The following is a 15137-nucleotide window of genomic DNA, read 5'->3' on the forward strand; positions in this document are numbered from 1 at the left end:
GCATGTCTCCAGCTCCCCAGGACCAGATCGCGCCCTTGCTGACCCCGGAAGGCTGGGAGCTTTTGGCGTCCTTGGGCCCCTACCAGGAGGACAAGTCCTTCGAGCTGAACTCAGCATTGCGGAAGGCCGGCCACTCCCCCGCCCTGGTGTCCGCGGTCCTGACCCAGTCCCGGCTCCGCACCAAGGCGGAGGCGAAGTTCGGTGAGTTTGCCCGCAGCATGCTGTTCACCCAGGCGGGTCTGGAACAGGCCACCAGGCTCAACGTGGCCGCGCGCCATGCACAGCGGTTTGCCGAGGCGGGCATCGGCCACGTGGCGGACCTCGGCTGCGGCCTGGCCGCTGACTCCCTGGCACTGGCGTCGATGGACATCAAGGTCACAGCGGTGGAAATGGATGAGACCACCGCCGCCTGCGCAACCGTAAACCTCATCCCTTTCGCCAACGCTTCCGTGGTCCACGCGGATGCCACCGCCGTTCCGCTGGAAGGGATCGACGGCGTCTGGCTGGACCCTGCGCGCCGGGTCACTTCCACCTCCGGTACCAAGCGCATCTGGGACCCCGAGGCCTTTTCGCCGCCGCTGTCCTTTGTTGAGTCCCTGGCTGCGTCCGGCCGGGCGGTCGGCGTCAAAATGGGACCGGGAATGCCCCATGACTCGGTGCCGGCGGAGTGCGAGGCGCAGTGGGTTTCCGTCTCCGGCGATGTAACCGAGGTGGCGCTGTGGTTCAACGCCGTCCGGCGCCCCGGCATCCGCCGGGCGGCGCTGGTCCTGGGTCCCCAAGGTGCGGCCGAGCTCACCAGCGGCGAGGATTTCGGGGCTGGTCCCGCCGCCCCGGTGGGGCCTGTGGAGGGCTACCTGTACGAGCCCGACGGCGCCGTGATCCGCGCGGGACTGGTGGCCGATGTCGCGTTGCAGCTCGGCGGCCACCTGGTGGATGAACACATCGCCTACATTTGCGCGCCGCATCTGGTGGACACCCCATTCGCCCGCGCCTACAAAGTCCTCCAGGTCATGCCGTACAACGTCAAGGCCCTTAAGGCGTGGGTGAAAACGGAGGGCATCGGAGTGCTGGACATCAAGAAGCGCGGCACCGCCGTCACGCCGGAGGAACTGCGCAAACAGCTCCTTCCCGGCGGGAAAAACACAGGGAAAAGCGCAGGCGGCAGGAAAGCCGGCACCAAAACGGCCACCCTGGTCCTGACCCGCATGGGCGAGGACCGGGTGGTCATCGTGGTGGAACCCGCCTGAAAACCGCTACTGGGCGCGGGTGAATTCCTCGGCCGCCCGCACCTGCTCGGCCGTCGGCCGGACGCCGGTGTAGAGCACGAACTGCTCCAGCGCCTGGATCGTGGCTACCTCAGCTCCTGTGATCACCGGCTTCCCGGCGGCGCGGGCCGCAATGATCAACGGGGTTTCGGCAGGGAGGGCAACCACGTCGAACACTACCTGTGCAGCGTCGATGGCTTCAGGCGGGAAGGCCAGGGTGTCCGCTCCGGGTCCGCCGGCCATGCCGAGGGGTGTCACGTTGATGATGAGGTCCGCCGTCCCGCCGTCGAGCGCCGGACGCCACTGGAACCCGTACTGTTCGGCAAGCGCCCGGCCGGTGGTTTCGTTCCGCGCGAGGACTGTGACGCTGGTGAATCCGGCGTCCCGGAGCGCGGCAACGGTGGCCTTGGCCATGCCTCCTGCCCCCTGGACCAGAACTGAATAGCTGGTGGGAACGGCGTTGGTGGCCAGCAACTGTTCAATCGCGGTGTAGTCGGTGTTGTAGGCCTTCAGGTGCCCACCGGTGTTCACGATGGTGTTCACGGAGTCGATGGCTTTCGCGGAGGCATCCATCTCGTCCACGAGGGCGATGACGTCCTCCTTGTACGGCATGGAGATGGCGCAGCCGCGGATTCCCAGCCCCCGTACTCCGGCGATGGCCTGTTCCAGGTTGGTGGGGGCGAACGCCTTGTAAATCCAGTTCAGGTCCAGCTGTCCGTACAAGTGGTTGTGGAAACGGGTCCCGTTGTTGCTGGGCCGGGCGGAGAGCGAGATGCAGAGGGTCATGTCTTTATTCAGGATGGGCACCCCACCATTTAACCCGTTACTGCCCAAGGAGGCAGCGCTAAGTGTCGTTTCAATGCGCAAAACGGCACTTGGCGCCTTTCTTGGGTTAGGGGCAGCCGGTTCCGGCAGGATACCTTCCGACGTTGGCGGGCAGCTTTCCCGGAGCCGCCGCCGTACCTGCCAGCACGGCGGCGAGGGCATCGAAGGCGCCCTGGCTGCGGCCGTACAGGGCCACCTTGACCGGCGCCGCGGAGCTGTCCAGCGGCCAGGGCGCATCGAGGGCGACGGCAATGTCCCCTCCCGCCGGCCGTCCGCCGTACGGGATGAGGGTGACCAGGGGGCCGGAGCCCAACGTGAGGCCGTGGCGCGCCGCGGCGTCCGCGAACCGTGCCCTGTCCACCGGGCTGCCACCGGCCACGCGGACCGCGCCCGGCGCGAGGGGTACGCCGCAGTGGCCGGAAAGGACCGTGACGGCAGCGGTGGAGACCTTGGCTGAAAGCGGGGCGCTGCTGCCGGCTGCAGTACCTGTAGGTTTGCCCGTTCCCGCAGCGGCCCGGGCGTGCCACGTCATCATGGTTGCCACCCGCAGGGCGGCTTCATCCAGCCTTGACGCCGGCAGGCTGCCGGTGGCCACGGCAGAGACAATCGCGGCATGGGCCTGCCCGACGTCGGCAGGCATCAGCAGGAGGTCCGCTCCCGCAGCCAGGGCCATGACGGCGGCTGAGCCGGCGGGGTACGTCTTGTGCACCGCCCCCATGTTCAGGGCATCGGTCACGGCCACCCCGTTGAACCCGAGCCCCCGCAGCGCCTTGTAGGTCGGCGCGGAGAGCGACGCCGGTACCCCGGGCTCCAAGGCAGGCACCGCGATGTGTCCGGTCATCACCATCGGGGCGCCGGCGGCGATGGCGGCCTGGAAAGGCTTCCAGTCGCGCGCACTCAGATCGGCCACACCGGCAGGCTGGACGGGAAGGTTCAGGTGTGAATCGGTGGTCACCGACCCGTGGCCGGGGAAATGCTTGACGGCGGGAAGGACGCCTGCGGCCAGCATCCCTCGGGAGTAGGCCACCCCCAAGCTGGCAGCCGCGGCCGGGTCAGCGGACATGGACCGGGCACCGATGGTGGGATCCGCAGGTCCAATGGTCACGTCAGTGTCCGGGGCGAAGTCCGTGTTGAAGCCCAACGGCACCAGCTCGCTTGCCAGCCCCTGCCCGGCCTCCTGCGCCAAGGGCAAGCTGCCGGCGGCGCCGTAGCTCATGGGCGCCGGCCATTCCGTCAGGGGTGCTCCGAGGCGTGCCACGATGCCGCCCTCCTGGTCAACGCCGATCATCCCCGGCCATGGCCTGCCGTCAGCTGTGGCCGCCCTCGCGATTTTCTGGTTGGCGGCGCCCATGGCCGCGACGTCCACATTCCCCTGCGGGTCCAGCGGCACGTTGTCGCCCATGATGATGGCCCCGGCAAGGTGCAGGCGTTCGACGACGGCGGCATGGGCACCGGCGTCCGTGCCCGTGAAGAAGGGAAGCAGGACCTGCCCCGCCTTCTGCTCCGGCGACATCCGCGCCAGGGCCGCGGCGGCGGCGTCCTGGTCCCGCTGCTGCGGGCCCCACCCCAGCGGGCGCAGGGCAGGGTCGGGTGTTGGCGAAGGTGAGGGGGAAGCTGTGGCGGGTGCCGGCGTCGTGCGTGGTGCCGACGGTGCGGCCGGGGTGGAAGGTGCCTGCGACGGGGCAGGGCCGGGAGCCGCGGTACAGGATGCGAGCGCCACCGCAGCAGAGGCTGCAGCCAGAACGGGGAAGGTTTTGTGAAGACTGTCACGCAGGTGTTGGAACAAGGCCATCAATACGATGCTACCCCTGCACTAGACTTGAACCACCCGTTCGCCTGCCGGCAGGAGCCGCAGCAGCCCCCAGTGACGGCGGAAGCCAGCGGCAAACAGGACAGTTAGGAAACGCGTGGAAATCGAGTTCGCTTCATCGAGGCAATCAACACTTGGTGTCGAATGGGAACTCGCGCTGGTGGACGGCAGGACGGGCGAGCTGGCCTCGGTTGCCAATGAGGTGCTCCGCGGCGTGGCCTCCCGCCACCCGGAGCTTAGCGACGATGACGAGCACCCGCACATCAAGCAGGAACTGCTGCTGAATACGGTGGAGCTGGTCACCGGCATCTGCGAGACGGCCGCCGAAGCCAAGGAGGACCTCAGCAGGTCCCTCACAGCGGTACGGGAGATCACCGACCCGATGGGCGTGGAGCTGTTCTGCGCCGGGAGCCACCCTTTCAGCCCGCCCCAGCTGCAGCCGGTGACGGACAAGGCCCGGTACGCGAAGCTCATTGACCGCACCCAGTGGTGGGGCCGCCAGATGGTTATCTACGGCGTGCATGTACACGTCGGCCTGGACCGCCGCGAGAAGGCGCTTCCGGTGCTGGACGGCCTGGTCAACTACTTCCCGCACTTCCAGGCGCTCTCGGCGTCGAGCCCCTTCTGGGGCGGCGAAGACACCGGCTACGCGTCCCAGCGCGCCCTGATGTTTCAGCAGCTGCCCACAGCCGGCCTCCCCTTCCAGTTCAGCTCGTGGGAGGAATACGAGTCCTACGTACAGGACATGTTCACCACCGGCGTGATCGATACCCTCTCGGAGATCCGCTGGGACATCCGGCCGGTGCCCAACCTGGGCACCATCGAGATGCGCATCTGCGACGGCCTGGCCACCCTTGAGGAAGTGGGCGCCATCGCCGCCCTCACCCAGTGTCTGGTGGATGAGTTCTCCACCACCCTGGACAACGGCGGAACCATTCCCACCATGCCGCCGTGGCACATCCAGGAGAACAAGTGGCGGGCCGCCCGCTACGGCATGGACGCGATTATCATCCTTGATGCCGCGGGCAAGGAGCAGCTGGTTACGGACCACCTGCTGGAAACCCTGAACCGGCTTGAGCCCGTGGCCGCCAAGCTCGGCTGCCCGGATGAGCTTGCCGACGTCGAGAAGATCATCCGCCGCGGCGCCGGCTACCAGCGGCAGCGCCGGGTGGCCGAGGAGCACGGCGGGGACCTCCAGGCCGTCGTCCTGGACCTGGTCAAGCAGATGCGGAACGGCCCCACCGCCTGAATTCTTCCTCCGGCGCCTTGCCGGTCGTGGTCAGGCCGGGAGTGAGACCGAGGTGACCGGCAAGGAGGAATCCGGGGCGAACCTGATCCCGCTGGGTTCCACTCCGGCCATCACCAGCTGCGCTCCAAGGGCGGCCACCATGGCGCCGTTGTCGGTGCAGAGGTCCAGGGGCGGAACGTGCAGCGTGATCCCGGCCGAGGCACAGCGCTGGCCGGTCAGCTCCCGCAGGCGCGAGTTCGCCGCCACGCCGCCGCCGAGCAGCACGTCCCTGATGCCGTTTTCCCGGCAGGCCAGGACGGCCTTGGACGAGATGATGTCCACCACGGCTTCCTGGAATGCGGCCGCGATATCGGCAACCGGGACCTCCGCGCCGCGGGCCTCGAACTGCTCGACGCACCTGGCCACAGCGGTCTTCAACCCGCTGAAGGACCAGTCGTAGCGGTGCGGGCCGGGTTCCCCGGCCGTCCCCATGTACTTGGGCTGGCTGAGGCCGCGGGGGAAGCGGATGGACTTGGCGTTGCCGGTCCGTGCCACCTTGTCGATGGCAGGCCCGCCCGGATAGCCGAGCCCCAGGATGCGGGCTACTTTGTCGTACGCTTCGCCGGCGGCGTCATCGATGGTGGAACCAAGCAGTTGCACATCGTCCGTGATGCTGTTGATTTTCAGGATCTCGGTGTGCCCGCCGGAGACCAGCAGTGCGCCGAGATTCTCCGGCAGCCGGGGAGCGGCTGTGCCCTGTTGCCTGTCCAGCAGTCCCACGCCCACGTGCGCCACGAGGTGGTTGATGGCGTAGAGCGGCTTGCCGGTAGCTACGGCCAGGGCCTTTGCGGCGCAGACCCCCACCATGAGGGCGCCGGCCAGGCCGGGGCCGGAGGTGACCGCAATGGCGTCAACGTCCTCCAGGGTGACTCCGGCGTCGGACAGCGACTGCTCGAGCGTGGGCACGAAGGCATCAAGGTGCGCCCGGGAAGCGATCTCGGGAATGACCCCGCCGAACCGGACGTGTTCATCCATGGACGAGGACACCGTGTTGGTCAGGAGGGTGGTGCCCCGGACAATGCCCACTCCGGTTTCGTCGCAGGAGGATTCGATGCCGAGCACCAGGGGCTGCGAGCGGTTCATGGCTGGCCTGCTTCCGTTGATGTGCCGTCTCCCGGTCCTTCGCTTTCAGGCCCGGGAAGCTCGAGGCGCATGATGAGGGCGTCAACACCGTCGCGGTAGTAGCGGGGGCGGACGTGGATTTGTTCGAAGCCGAAGCGCCGGTAAAGCTGCTGCGCGCGGGGGTTGTCCGCGCGCACCTCCAGCAGGAGGTCCGCTGCGTACCTGCGGCGCGCCTCCTCTATGAGCGAGGTCAGCAGCGTGGTGCCGATTCCGCGCCCTTCGTATTCGGGCACGACGGCGATGGTCTGCACGTCCGCGATAGGTTCTATGCACATCAGCCCGGCGTAGCCCACGATGCCTTCGCTGCCCTCAGCCACCAGGTACCAGCGGGTCTCCGGCTGGGCCAGCTCGTCGTAAAACATGTGCAATGGCCAGGCATCCACCGGGAAAAGCCGCTGCTCCAGGACGCTGACGGCGATAACGTCCTCGGGGGTCATCAGCCGGATGGAGACGCCGTGGCTGGCGGCATCCGCGGCGGCGTTCACAGGGCCCTCTTCCTGGGCCCGGGAACCTGCGCATCGGATTCGCGCAGGTACAAGGGGGTGGAGTCGAGGAGGGAATCTCCGGCGGCAAGCCGGGCCAGTGCGAACTGGCCCAGGTACAGGGCGTCCGGCTGTTCCAGCGCGAATTCCGGGTTCGTCTTCAGGGTTTCTCCGTAGAGCCCGGCACCGGCACCGTAGGCGGGGAGGTCCGGCAGATCCGTCGCAAAGCCGACGTGCGGCCCGTCCTCCAGCACGGGAAGCTGGCCATCGGCAAGGCTGTAGCGGGCCCAGTACACCTCTTTGCGCCGGGCGTCGGTGACCACCAGGAAGTCCGGGGCTGCGGCGGTGGATTCCGCCACTTCCAGGGCCACGGCATCCAGGCTCATCAGCCCGTACAGGGGTTTACCCCACACGAAGGACAGGGTGCGAGCGGTGGCGATGCCGGACCGCAGCCCGGTGAACGGTCCGGGACCCACGCCCACCACGAGGGCGTCGATATCGTCTCCGCTGACACCGGCGTCAAGGAGCATCTGTTCGATTCCCGGCGCGAGCACTTCCGCATGGCTTCGGGTGTCCTCCGTGGAGAAGCTGGCCACCACGCCTTCGAGGGCGTCGCCGGAAACCAGGGCAGCGCTCGCCACGGCGGAGGTGTCGATGGCGAGGATAAGCATCAGGCGTTCCCTTCAGAGACGGCAACCGGACCCGGAAGCGCCGGCCAGCGCGGACCGTACCCGCGCATGACGATGGTGCGGGGCTCGTCCGTGTCCTCGTTGTCGAAATCCAGGGTCCCGCCGTCGGACCGGGTGAACCCGGGGGACGCTCCGGCTCCCCCGCCCACAGCCCCTGGCCCCGTGCCATTGACCGTAGTGCCGCTCAAGCCGATCGCACGGTGCAGGTCAATTTCCAGGCGGCTCTCGCTCAGGTGCTCCACCCGGTCGTGCCCCCATTCCACAACCGTCACGGAGGAGTCGAGGGTGTTCTCGAGGTCGATGTCGTCCACCTCCGCAGCCGATCCCAGCCGGTAGGCGTCCACGTGCACCAGGTCCGGCCCGCCGGGCCGCGGACCGTCCGGCAGGTTGGGGTGGATGCGCACCAGGACAAAGGTGGGCGAGATAATGCCTGCGCGCACGCCCAGGCCCTCCCCCAAACCTTGCGTGAAGGTGGTTTTCCCGGCACCCAGCTCGCCGGAGAGCACCAGCAGGTCCCCGGCCTCCAGGACCTCCGCAAGACGCACGGCGAGCGCGTGGGTCTGGTCCGCCGTCGTCGCGGTGAACGTCTTTTCCCAGTTGGGAGCGGCCTGGCCGTTGGTCAGAGGCTCCGGCGCGTTCACGCTGCCCCCTCCGCACGCTGCCCGACGGCGGCCGGCGCCTCTTCGTTGATGAAGCGGCGGGGTACGCGTGGGCTGATCCGGGTGACGATTTCGTAGTTGATGGTGCCGGCGGCACGCGCCCAGTCATCAGCAGTGGGGCCGCCGTCGGCGCCGTCGCCGAACAGCTCAGCTTCGGCACCCAGCAGGCCCGCCCCGGCATGGCCGATGCCGCCAAGGTCGATGACCATCTGGTCCATGGCGATCCGTCCTACTACCGGGTAGGTTTTGCCGGCCACGCGGACGGGCCCGCCGGTGGCGATGCGCGGCACGCCGTCGGCGTAGCCCACCGGGATCAGGCCCAAAGTGCTGCGGCCGCTGGTGCGGTAGCGCAGGCCATAGGAGACGCCCTGCCCGTCCGGGACCTCCTTGCACTGGGACACCAGGGTCCGGAGGGTCATGGCGGGGCGGAGGCCCAGCTCGGCGGACGTCTGCCCGGCAAAGGGCGACAACCCGTAAATCCCCAGGCCCGTCCGGACCAGGTCAAAGTGGGTGTCCGGACGGGACAGCGTGGCCGGAGTGTTGGCAAGGTGCCGGACTTCGGGGTCCACGCCGGCGTCCTCGGCCACAGCCAGGGCTTCGCGGAAGGCGGCGAGCTGCTGGTCGGTTTCCGGCCGTTCGGGTTCGTCGGCGACGGCCAGGTGCGAGAAGATCCCCACCACCCGCAGCAGTCCCTGGTCCTGGTATTCCATGGCCTCGCCCACCAGGTGGTCCCAGGTATCGAGGGTTGCACCGTTGCGTCCCAGGCCGGTGTCCACCTTCAGATGGATGCGGGCGGGGCGTTCCTGCTCGCGGGCCGCGGCGACAATGCGGTCAAGTTCCCAGCCGGAGCAACCGATGTCGACGCCGGCTGCCACCGCTGCGCCAAAGTTGCTTTCCGTGGTGTGCAGCCAGGCCAGCAGCGGAGCGTCGATCCCGGCGGCACGCAGCGCCAGCGCCTCTGAAATGTGGGCAACCCCCAGCCAGGCGGCGCCGGCTTCCAGGGCCGCACGCGCCACCGGGACGGCGCCGTGCCCGTACGCGTCCGCCTTCACTACGGCCATGACCTTCGCCGGGGAGGCTGCAGCGGCCAGCCGCCGGACGTTGTGCCGGATGGCATCAAGGTCGATCACGGCGGACCGCTCGTTGCGGGGGTCCTGTCCCGGGGCAGCGTCAAAATCACCGGTCGTTGCGGGGTAAGTCACCCTAGTGATTCTAGTGCTGGCGCTTCGGGCCGAATAATCAGGCGTCTGAGAGGTGTGCGATGGTGGCCGATGCCCTGCGCTGGGCCGCGAGCGGAACGTCCTGGACGATGTCGGCCAGGAAGGAGAAGCGCCGGAGCCACTGGCTGGTCTGCCGTTCTGGCCGGGCATTGGCGCGCTTCCACCAGTCGGCGATGTCCCCCCAGCCCGGGGCGGCCAGCGATCCTCCCACCTCCTGCACTGCCAGGGAGGCACAGAGGTTTGCGAAACGCAGCCTGTTCCCCAGCGGCCAGCCGGCCAGGCTGCCAACGATGAAAGCGGCGTCAAAGCAGTCACCGGCGCCGGTGGGATCAAACGCCTTGACGGGCAGGGAAGGCACCCACTCCTCCTCCCCGGTTTCGGAGTCCACCGCCATGGCCCCCTGTGGCCCCAGTGTCACCACGGCAACCGGCACCCGGTCGGCCAGCGCGTAGAGGGCCGTCCACGGATCGTCCTTGCCTGTGAACGCCATGGCCTCGCGCTGGTTGGGCAGGAACGCGTGGAAGTACTGCAGGTTGTCCAGCCGCACCGGCGCCCAGACGCCGCTGGGGTCCCACCCGACGTCGCCAAACAGCTTTACTCCCGCCTGGTGCGCCTCCTTGGCCCATGGTTCAACCTCCAGCCCCACTTCCGCGATGCCTGCGAGCGCTGGAGGCGGGTCCCCGATAAGCTCCGACGCCGTTACCGGCGCGGCATGGCCGTGGGTCACCAGGGACCGGTCCTTGTCCACACACAGCGAGACAGTGACCGGCGAATGCCAGCCCGGAACCTTCCGTGACAGGCTCAGGTCCACGTGCTCCTGGGCAGAGAGGATCTTCCAGTTGAAGTCCCCGTACCCGTCATCGCCGAAGGCCGCGGCGAGGCCGGTCCGCAGGCCCAGACGCGCGGCAGCGATGGCTTGGTTGGCCACCCCGCCCGGGCAGCTGCCCATGCCGTCGCTCCAGATTTCGGTGCCCGGCTCGGGTGCGTGGGGCAATCCGGTGAAGATGATGTCCTGGAACACCGTGCCGGCCAGCAGCACGTCGAATCCGGGGTCCGAGGGCGAGCGGACGGCGGCCAGGGGGTCGAATTGGCGTGCCGGGATCGCGTTCATGTGCCGCACACTACGCCCTGCCACCGACATCCGGTAGGGGCTGCTGTAGGTGCTGCGGACACCCGCCCCTAGACTGCTGATTATGCGGCTTTTGATTGTGGGCGGCGGGGGTTTCCGGGTTCCGCTGATCTACCGGGCCCTGGCCTCCGGCCCCTTCACCGGCGTAGTCAGCGAACTGGTGCTGTTCGACGTCGACCTCTCCCGCCTGGCCGCCGTGACAGCTGTCCTGCGCAGCATGCCCGGCCCTGGTCGGCGCCTGCCGGTGCACCCCACCACCGATTTGGCGCAGGCGTTGGCGCGGACACAGATGGTGTTTGCCGCAATCCGTCCCGGCGGCACGGCCGGAAGGGTCGCCGACGAAAGAGTGGCGCAGGACCTGGGGCTGCTGGGACAGGAAACCACGGGCGCCGGCGGCATCTCCTATGCCCTCCGGACCATCCCGCGCATGCTGGAGCTCGCGCACCTGATGAAGGAACACTGCCCCGACGCGTGGCTGATCAACTTCACCAACCCTGCCGGCATGGTCACCGAAGCACTCCTGCCGGTGCTCGGCAGGCGCGTCATCGGGATCTGCGACTCCGCGGGCGGCCTGGTACACCGGGCCGCCCGGGCCGCAGGCGTCGCACTCCCGGAAGGAAGGCTCGACGGCGTGGGCTACTACGGCCTGAACCACCTGGGCTGGCTGTACCGGCTGGAGTCCGGCGGACGGGACGTCCTTCCCGCGCTGTTGTCCGATCCGCAGGCCCTCCAGTCCTTCGAAGAAGGCAGGCTCTTTCCGCAACCGTTCCTGGCCCGCCTTGGCGCGCTCCCCAACGAGTACCTGTATTACTACTACCAGCAGGACGCAGCCCGGGAAGCGATGCGTGCCCTGCCGGCTACCCGCGGGGAATCCATTCACAGCCAGCAGCAGGAGTTGTATCCGCGGCTGGCTGCGGCGGGCGGTGAGGCGTTCACCATGTGGGAGGCTGCGCGCCGGTCGCGGGAGGAGGGATACCTGGCCGAGGCCCGGGGGAAGGACGAACACCGCGACGAAGCCGACCTTGCCGGTGGCGGCTATGAACGCGTCGCACTGGCGGCCATGCGCGCCCTTTCAGGTTCCGGCGAGGTCCAGCTGATTTTGAACACGCGCAACACCGTGCCGGCCGGCGCCACCGGGACGTCTCCGCTACCCCCAGCCGGCACTACCGGGGCATTCGCGCTACCCCCGGCCGGCACGGAGGCGGCCACCCTCGCAGCCGCCATTCCGGGCCTGCCGGCGGACGCCGTCGTCGAACTTCCCTGTACGGTGACGGCCGACGGCGCGCTGCCGCTGGCACAGGCGGCTCCTCCGCCGGAGCAGCTCGGGCTGCTGCAGCAGGTCAAGGACGTGGAACGGCTGACAGTGCGGGCAGCGACGGAAGGTGACCGCGGGGCGGCACTGCAGGCGTTCGCCCGGCATCCGCTCGTGGGCTCGGAGGAGCTCGCCGCAACACTGCTGAGCGGTTACGAGCAGGCGTTTCCAGGCTTGAGGAAGACGTGGCGCAGTGGTACGCGTTGACACAGGAGTAGTGTTTTATCGAATGCCCAGCACTGACCCGGCGCGTTAACCTGCGCCGGTGGCCGGAAGGAGGTCCAGTGGCAGCGGTCCGCAGGGTGGCTTTACTGTCCCTCCACACCTCCCCCATGGAGCAGCCCGGCTCCGGTGATGCCGGCGGGATGAACGTCTACATCCGCGAACTGGCCTCCGCGCTGGCCGAAGCGGGCGTGGAAGTGGAGATCTTCACGCGATCCACCTCCGCCGGCCAGCCCGCCATCGAACACCCGGATCCCGGCGTGTGCGTCCATAACGTCCTGGCCGGACCTGTTAGGAAGATCCCCAAGGAAGAGCTTCCCGGACTTCTCCACCACATGGTGGAGGAAATCGAGCAGATCCGTCAGCGGCAGCCGCATGGCCGCTACGACGTCATCCATTCGCACTATTGGGTGTCCGGCATCGCCGGGCTGGAGCTGTCCGAACTATGGGGCGTGCCGCTGGTCCACACCATGCACACCATGGCCAAGGTCAAAAACCTCCTGCTCGAGTCCGGGGAACAGCCTGAGCCACGGCGCCGGGAGCTGGGTGAGCACCGGATCGTGGACGGGGCCGCGCGGCTGATCGCCAACACCAGTGCCGAGGCCGCTGAGCTGGTGTCGCATTACGGCGCCTCTTATGACCGGATAGACATCGCCCCGCCCGGCGTCGATCTCAGCACTTTCACTCCTGCCTTCCGCGCCAGGGCGAGGACCGGGCGGGGCATCGGCCCGGAAACCTTCCACCTCGTCTTCGCGGGCCGGATCCAGCGACTGAAGGGTCCGCAGATCCTGGTGAAGGCAGCGGCCCTGCTGCGGCGCCGGCGGCCGGACATCAACCTCCGGCTCACCATCCTCGGCTCGCTGAGCGGGAACAAGGAGTTCAATCTCCGGCGGCTGGTCGCGGAGGCGGGAATGGACGACGTCGTCACGCAGCTTCCGCCGGTGAAGGCGCCCGAGCTGGCGGCCTGGTTCCGCGCGGCCGACGTTGTGGTGATGCCCTCTTACAGCGAATCGTTCGGGCTGGTGGCCCTGGAAGCCCAGGCCTGCGGCACTCCCGTCGTGGCGACGCGCGTCGGCGGGCTTTCCCGGGCAATTTTCGACGGCAGGACGGGGCTGTTGGTGGACGGCCATCACGCCTCTGACTGGGCGGATGCGCTGGAGGCCCTGTATGACGACCCCGCCACCCGGGAAGACATGGGACGGGCAGCCGCCATCCGGGCCCAGAGCTCGGGGTGGCAGCGCACTGCCGCCATCACGCTCGAAAGCTACCACGCCGCCGTCGACGATTTCGTGGGCCAGCACCTGACCACCGTTCCTGCCCCCTAACGCCCCCACCTGCCGCATCCGCCCAAGAAAAGGACAATGATGTCTGCTTCCCCAAGTGACCTTGAGATTGCACGTGCGGCACGGATCCGGCCCATCGAGGAGATTGCGGCTGCGGCGGGGATCAATGCGGCGGCGGTGGAGCTGTACGGGCGGTACAAGGCGAAGGTTGATCCCGCGCAGCTTTCGGCGCCTCCGCCCCACGGGAAGGTGGTGCTGGTCTCGGCCATGTCCCCTACCCCGGCAGGTGAGGGCAAGTCCACCACCACAGTGGGGCTCGCCGATTCGCTGGCCCGGGCCGGACACCGGGTGATGATCGCCCTGCGGGAGCCGTCACTGGGTCCTGTCCTGGGTATGAAGGGCGGAGCCACCGGCGGCGGGTACTCGCAGGTTTTGCCCATGGACGAGATCAACCTGCATTTCACCGGCGACTTCCACGCCATCACCTCGGCCAACAATGCGCTCATGGCCCTGGTGGACAACCACATCTACCAGGGCAACGAACTGAACATCGACCCCCGGCGCATGACATTCAAGCGGGTGCTGGACATCAACGACCGCGCCCTGCGGGAGGTGGTGATCGGCCTCGGCGGGCCGGCGCAGGGTGTCCCCCGCCAGGACGGATTCGATATCACCGTGGCATCGGAGGTCATGGCCGTTTTCTGCCTGGCTACTGATTTGGCGGACCTCCGGGAGCGCCTGGGCAGGATCACCTTCGGCTATACCTTTGACCGCTCCCCTGTCACCGTGGCCCACCTCGGTGTCCAGGGCGCTTTGACCCTGCTCTTGAAAGAAGCCATTAAGCCGAACCTGGTGCAGACCATCGCGGGCACCCCGGCGCTGGTCCATGGCGGTCCGTTCGCCAACATCGCCCATGGCTGCAACTCGCTCATCGCCACCCAGACGGCCCGACGGCTGGCGGACATCGTTGTTACTGAGGCCGGTTTCGGCGCCGATCTTGGTGCCGAGAAGTTCATGGACATTAAGGCACGGTGCGGCGGCCTGGTCCCTTCCGGCGTCGTGGTGGTGGCCACCGTGCGGGCGCTGAAAATGCAGGGCGGGGTGCCGAAGGACCGGCTCACCCTGCCGGACCTGACGGCCCTGGAAGCAGGGGTGGCCAACCTCCGCCGGCACGTGCGCAACGTTGAGAAATTCGGTGTGACGCCGGTGGTTGCCATCAACAGGTTCTCGTCGGATTCCCCCGAGGAACTCGACTGGCTGCTCGCTTGGTGTGCTGCCGAGGGAGTCCAGGCCGCCGTCGCCGATGTCTGGGCACGCGGCGGCGGGGGCGATGGCGGCGATGAACTCGCAGCCCTCGTCGCCGGCGTGGTGGCCCGGCCGAACAGCTTCCGGCACCTGTATCCGCTGGAGCTGCCGGTGGAGGACAAGATCCGGACCATTGCGCAGGAAATTTACGGCGCGGACGGCGTCGACTTTTCCGTGCCGGCCTTGAAGCGGCTGGCCGACATAGAACGGAACGGCTGGGGCGGCATGCCGGTATGCATGGCAAAAACCCAGTACTCGTTCACCGACGATGCCTCCCGCCTGGGTGCGCCGAAGGGTTTCACCATCCATGTGCGCGATCTCCTGCCCAAGACCGGAGCCGGGTTTATCGTGGCGCTGACCGGTGCCGTGATGACCATGCCCGGCCTGCCCGCCGTCCCGGCCGCGCTGCGGATGGACGTGGACGGCGCCGGCAACCCGGTAGGCCTAACCTGATCCCTCCCCCGTTGCGCTGTCCCCCACCGCACCCTCTCTCACCTGATGTGCGCTTTCCGCAGACCCTCTCTCA

The 15137-nt window shown here is 68.2% G+C and carries 13 protein-coding genes; 5 read left to right on the forward strand and 8 right to left on the reverse strand.

All coding sequences use genetic code 11. From position 1 onward, the window contains the following. The first annotated feature begins 2 nt into the window (after positions 1–2). Positions 3–1247 carry a THUMP-like domain-containing protein gene (locus AC5RT4_RS08840; protein WP_494105495.1) on the forward strand — a complete coding sequence of 415 codons (1245 nt, stop codon included), beginning with the start codon at positions 3–5 and terminating at the stop codon, positions 1245–1247. Between the two features lie 6 nt (positions 1248–1253). On the opposite strand, the gene AC5RT4_RS08845 is transcribed toward AC5RT4_RS08840, so the two are convergent. Both AC5RT4_RS08845 and AC5RT4_RS08850 read right to left on the reverse strand, forming a co-directional pair. After that, complete coding sequence (locus tag AC5RT4_RS08845; protein WP_494105496.1) at positions 1254–2072, reverse strand: shikimate 5-dehydrogenase; 819 nt, start codon at positions 2070–2072, stop codon at positions 1254–1256. An 85-nt stretch (positions 2073–2157) separates the two neighbouring features. Then, positions 2158–3603 (reverse strand): glycoside hydrolase family 3 N-terminal domain-containing protein, encoded by a 1446-nt coding sequence (locus AC5RT4_RS08850; RefSeq protein ID WP_494105553.1) that lies wholly within the window; start codon positions 3601–3603, stop codon positions 2158–2160. 394 nt (positions 3604–3997) lie between these two features. Here AC5RT4_RS08850 and AC5RT4_RS08855 point away from each other — a divergent pair, with 394 nt between their 5' ends. Continuing rightward, a complete protein-coding gene (locus AC5RT4_RS08855) occupies positions 3998–5149 on the forward strand; it encodes a glutamate--cysteine ligase (protein ID WP_494105497.1) in 1152 nt (383 codons plus the stop codon). A 30-nt stretch (positions 5150–5179) separates the two neighbouring features. Here AC5RT4_RS08855 and tsaD read toward each other — a convergent pair whose 3' ends face one another. Genes tsaD through AC5RT4_RS08885 form a run of 6 tightly spaced genes read right to left on the reverse strand, consistent with a single transcriptional unit; the run spans position 5180 to position 10471 of the window. Continuing rightward, positions 5180–6271: a tRNA (adenosine(37)-N6)-threonylcarbamoyltransferase complex transferase subunit TsaD gene (gene tsaD, locus AC5RT4_RS08860; protein ID WP_494105498.1), complete on the reverse strand. Its 1092-nt coding sequence runs from the start codon at positions 6269–6271 to the stop codon at positions 5180–5182. Further along, a complete protein-coding gene (gene rimI, locus AC5RT4_RS08865) occupies positions 6268–6747 on the reverse strand; it encodes a ribosomal protein S18-alanine N-acetyltransferase (RefSeq protein WP_494105554.1) in 480 nt (159 codons plus the stop codon). Before rimI ends, tsaD begins: the two co-directional genes overlap by 4 nt. A gap of 44 nt (positions 6748–6791) precedes the next feature. Beyond that, positions 6792–7463: a tRNA (adenosine(37)-N6)-threonylcarbamoyltransferase complex dimerization subunit type 1 TsaB gene (gene tsaB, locus AC5RT4_RS08870; RefSeq protein ID WP_494105499.1), complete on the reverse strand. Its 672-nt coding sequence runs from the start codon at positions 7461–7463 to the stop codon at positions 6792–6794. Continuing rightward, positions 7463–8122 (reverse strand): tRNA (adenosine(37)-N6)-threonylcarbamoyltransferase complex ATPase subunit type 1 TsaE, encoded by a 660-nt coding sequence (gene tsaE, locus AC5RT4_RS08875; RefSeq protein WP_494105500.1) that lies wholly within the window; start codon positions 8120–8122, stop codon positions 7463–7465. Before tsaE ends, tsaB begins: the two co-directional genes overlap by 1 nt. Further along, on the reverse strand, positions 8119–9342 hold the full coding sequence (gene alr / locus AC5RT4_RS08880; RefSeq protein ID WP_494041922.1) for an alanine racemase: 1224 nt from the start codon (positions 9340–9342) through the stop codon (positions 8119–8121). Before alr ends, tsaE begins: the two co-directional genes overlap by 4 nt. 37 nt (positions 9343–9379) lie before the next feature. Then, positions 9380–10471 (reverse strand): carbohydrate kinase family protein, encoded by a 1092-nt coding sequence (locus AC5RT4_RS08885; protein ID WP_494105501.1) that lies wholly within the window; start codon positions 10469–10471, stop codon positions 9380–9382. Between the two features lie 82 nt (positions 10472–10553). On the opposite strand from AC5RT4_RS08885, the gene AC5RT4_RS08890 reads away from it, so the two are divergent. The 3 genes from AC5RT4_RS08890 to AC5RT4_RS08900 all read left to right on the forward strand — a co-directional run bounded on the left by AC5RT4_RS08890 (position 10554) and on the right by AC5RT4_RS08900 (position 15064). Beyond that, positions 10554–12008 carry a family 4 glycosyl hydrolase gene (locus tag AC5RT4_RS08890; protein WP_494105502.1) on the forward strand — a complete coding sequence of 485 codons (1455 nt, stop codon included), beginning with the start codon at positions 10554–10556 and terminating at the stop codon, positions 12006–12008. Between the two features lie 77 nt (positions 12009–12085). Further along, entirely contained in the window at positions 12086–13348 is a 1263-nt protein-coding gene (gene mshA / locus AC5RT4_RS08895) for a D-inositol-3-phosphate glycosyltransferase (RefSeq protein WP_494105503.1), read from the forward strand. 39 nt (positions 13349–13387) lie between these two features. Beyond that, on the forward strand, positions 13388–15064 hold the full coding sequence (locus AC5RT4_RS08900; protein ID WP_494105504.1) for a formate--tetrahydrofolate ligase: 1677 nt from the start codon (positions 13388–13390) through the stop codon (positions 15062–15064). The last annotated feature ends 73 nt before the right edge of the window (positions 15065–15137 follow it).

This window comes from Arthrobacter sp. sptzw42 (genome assembly GCF_059089685.1).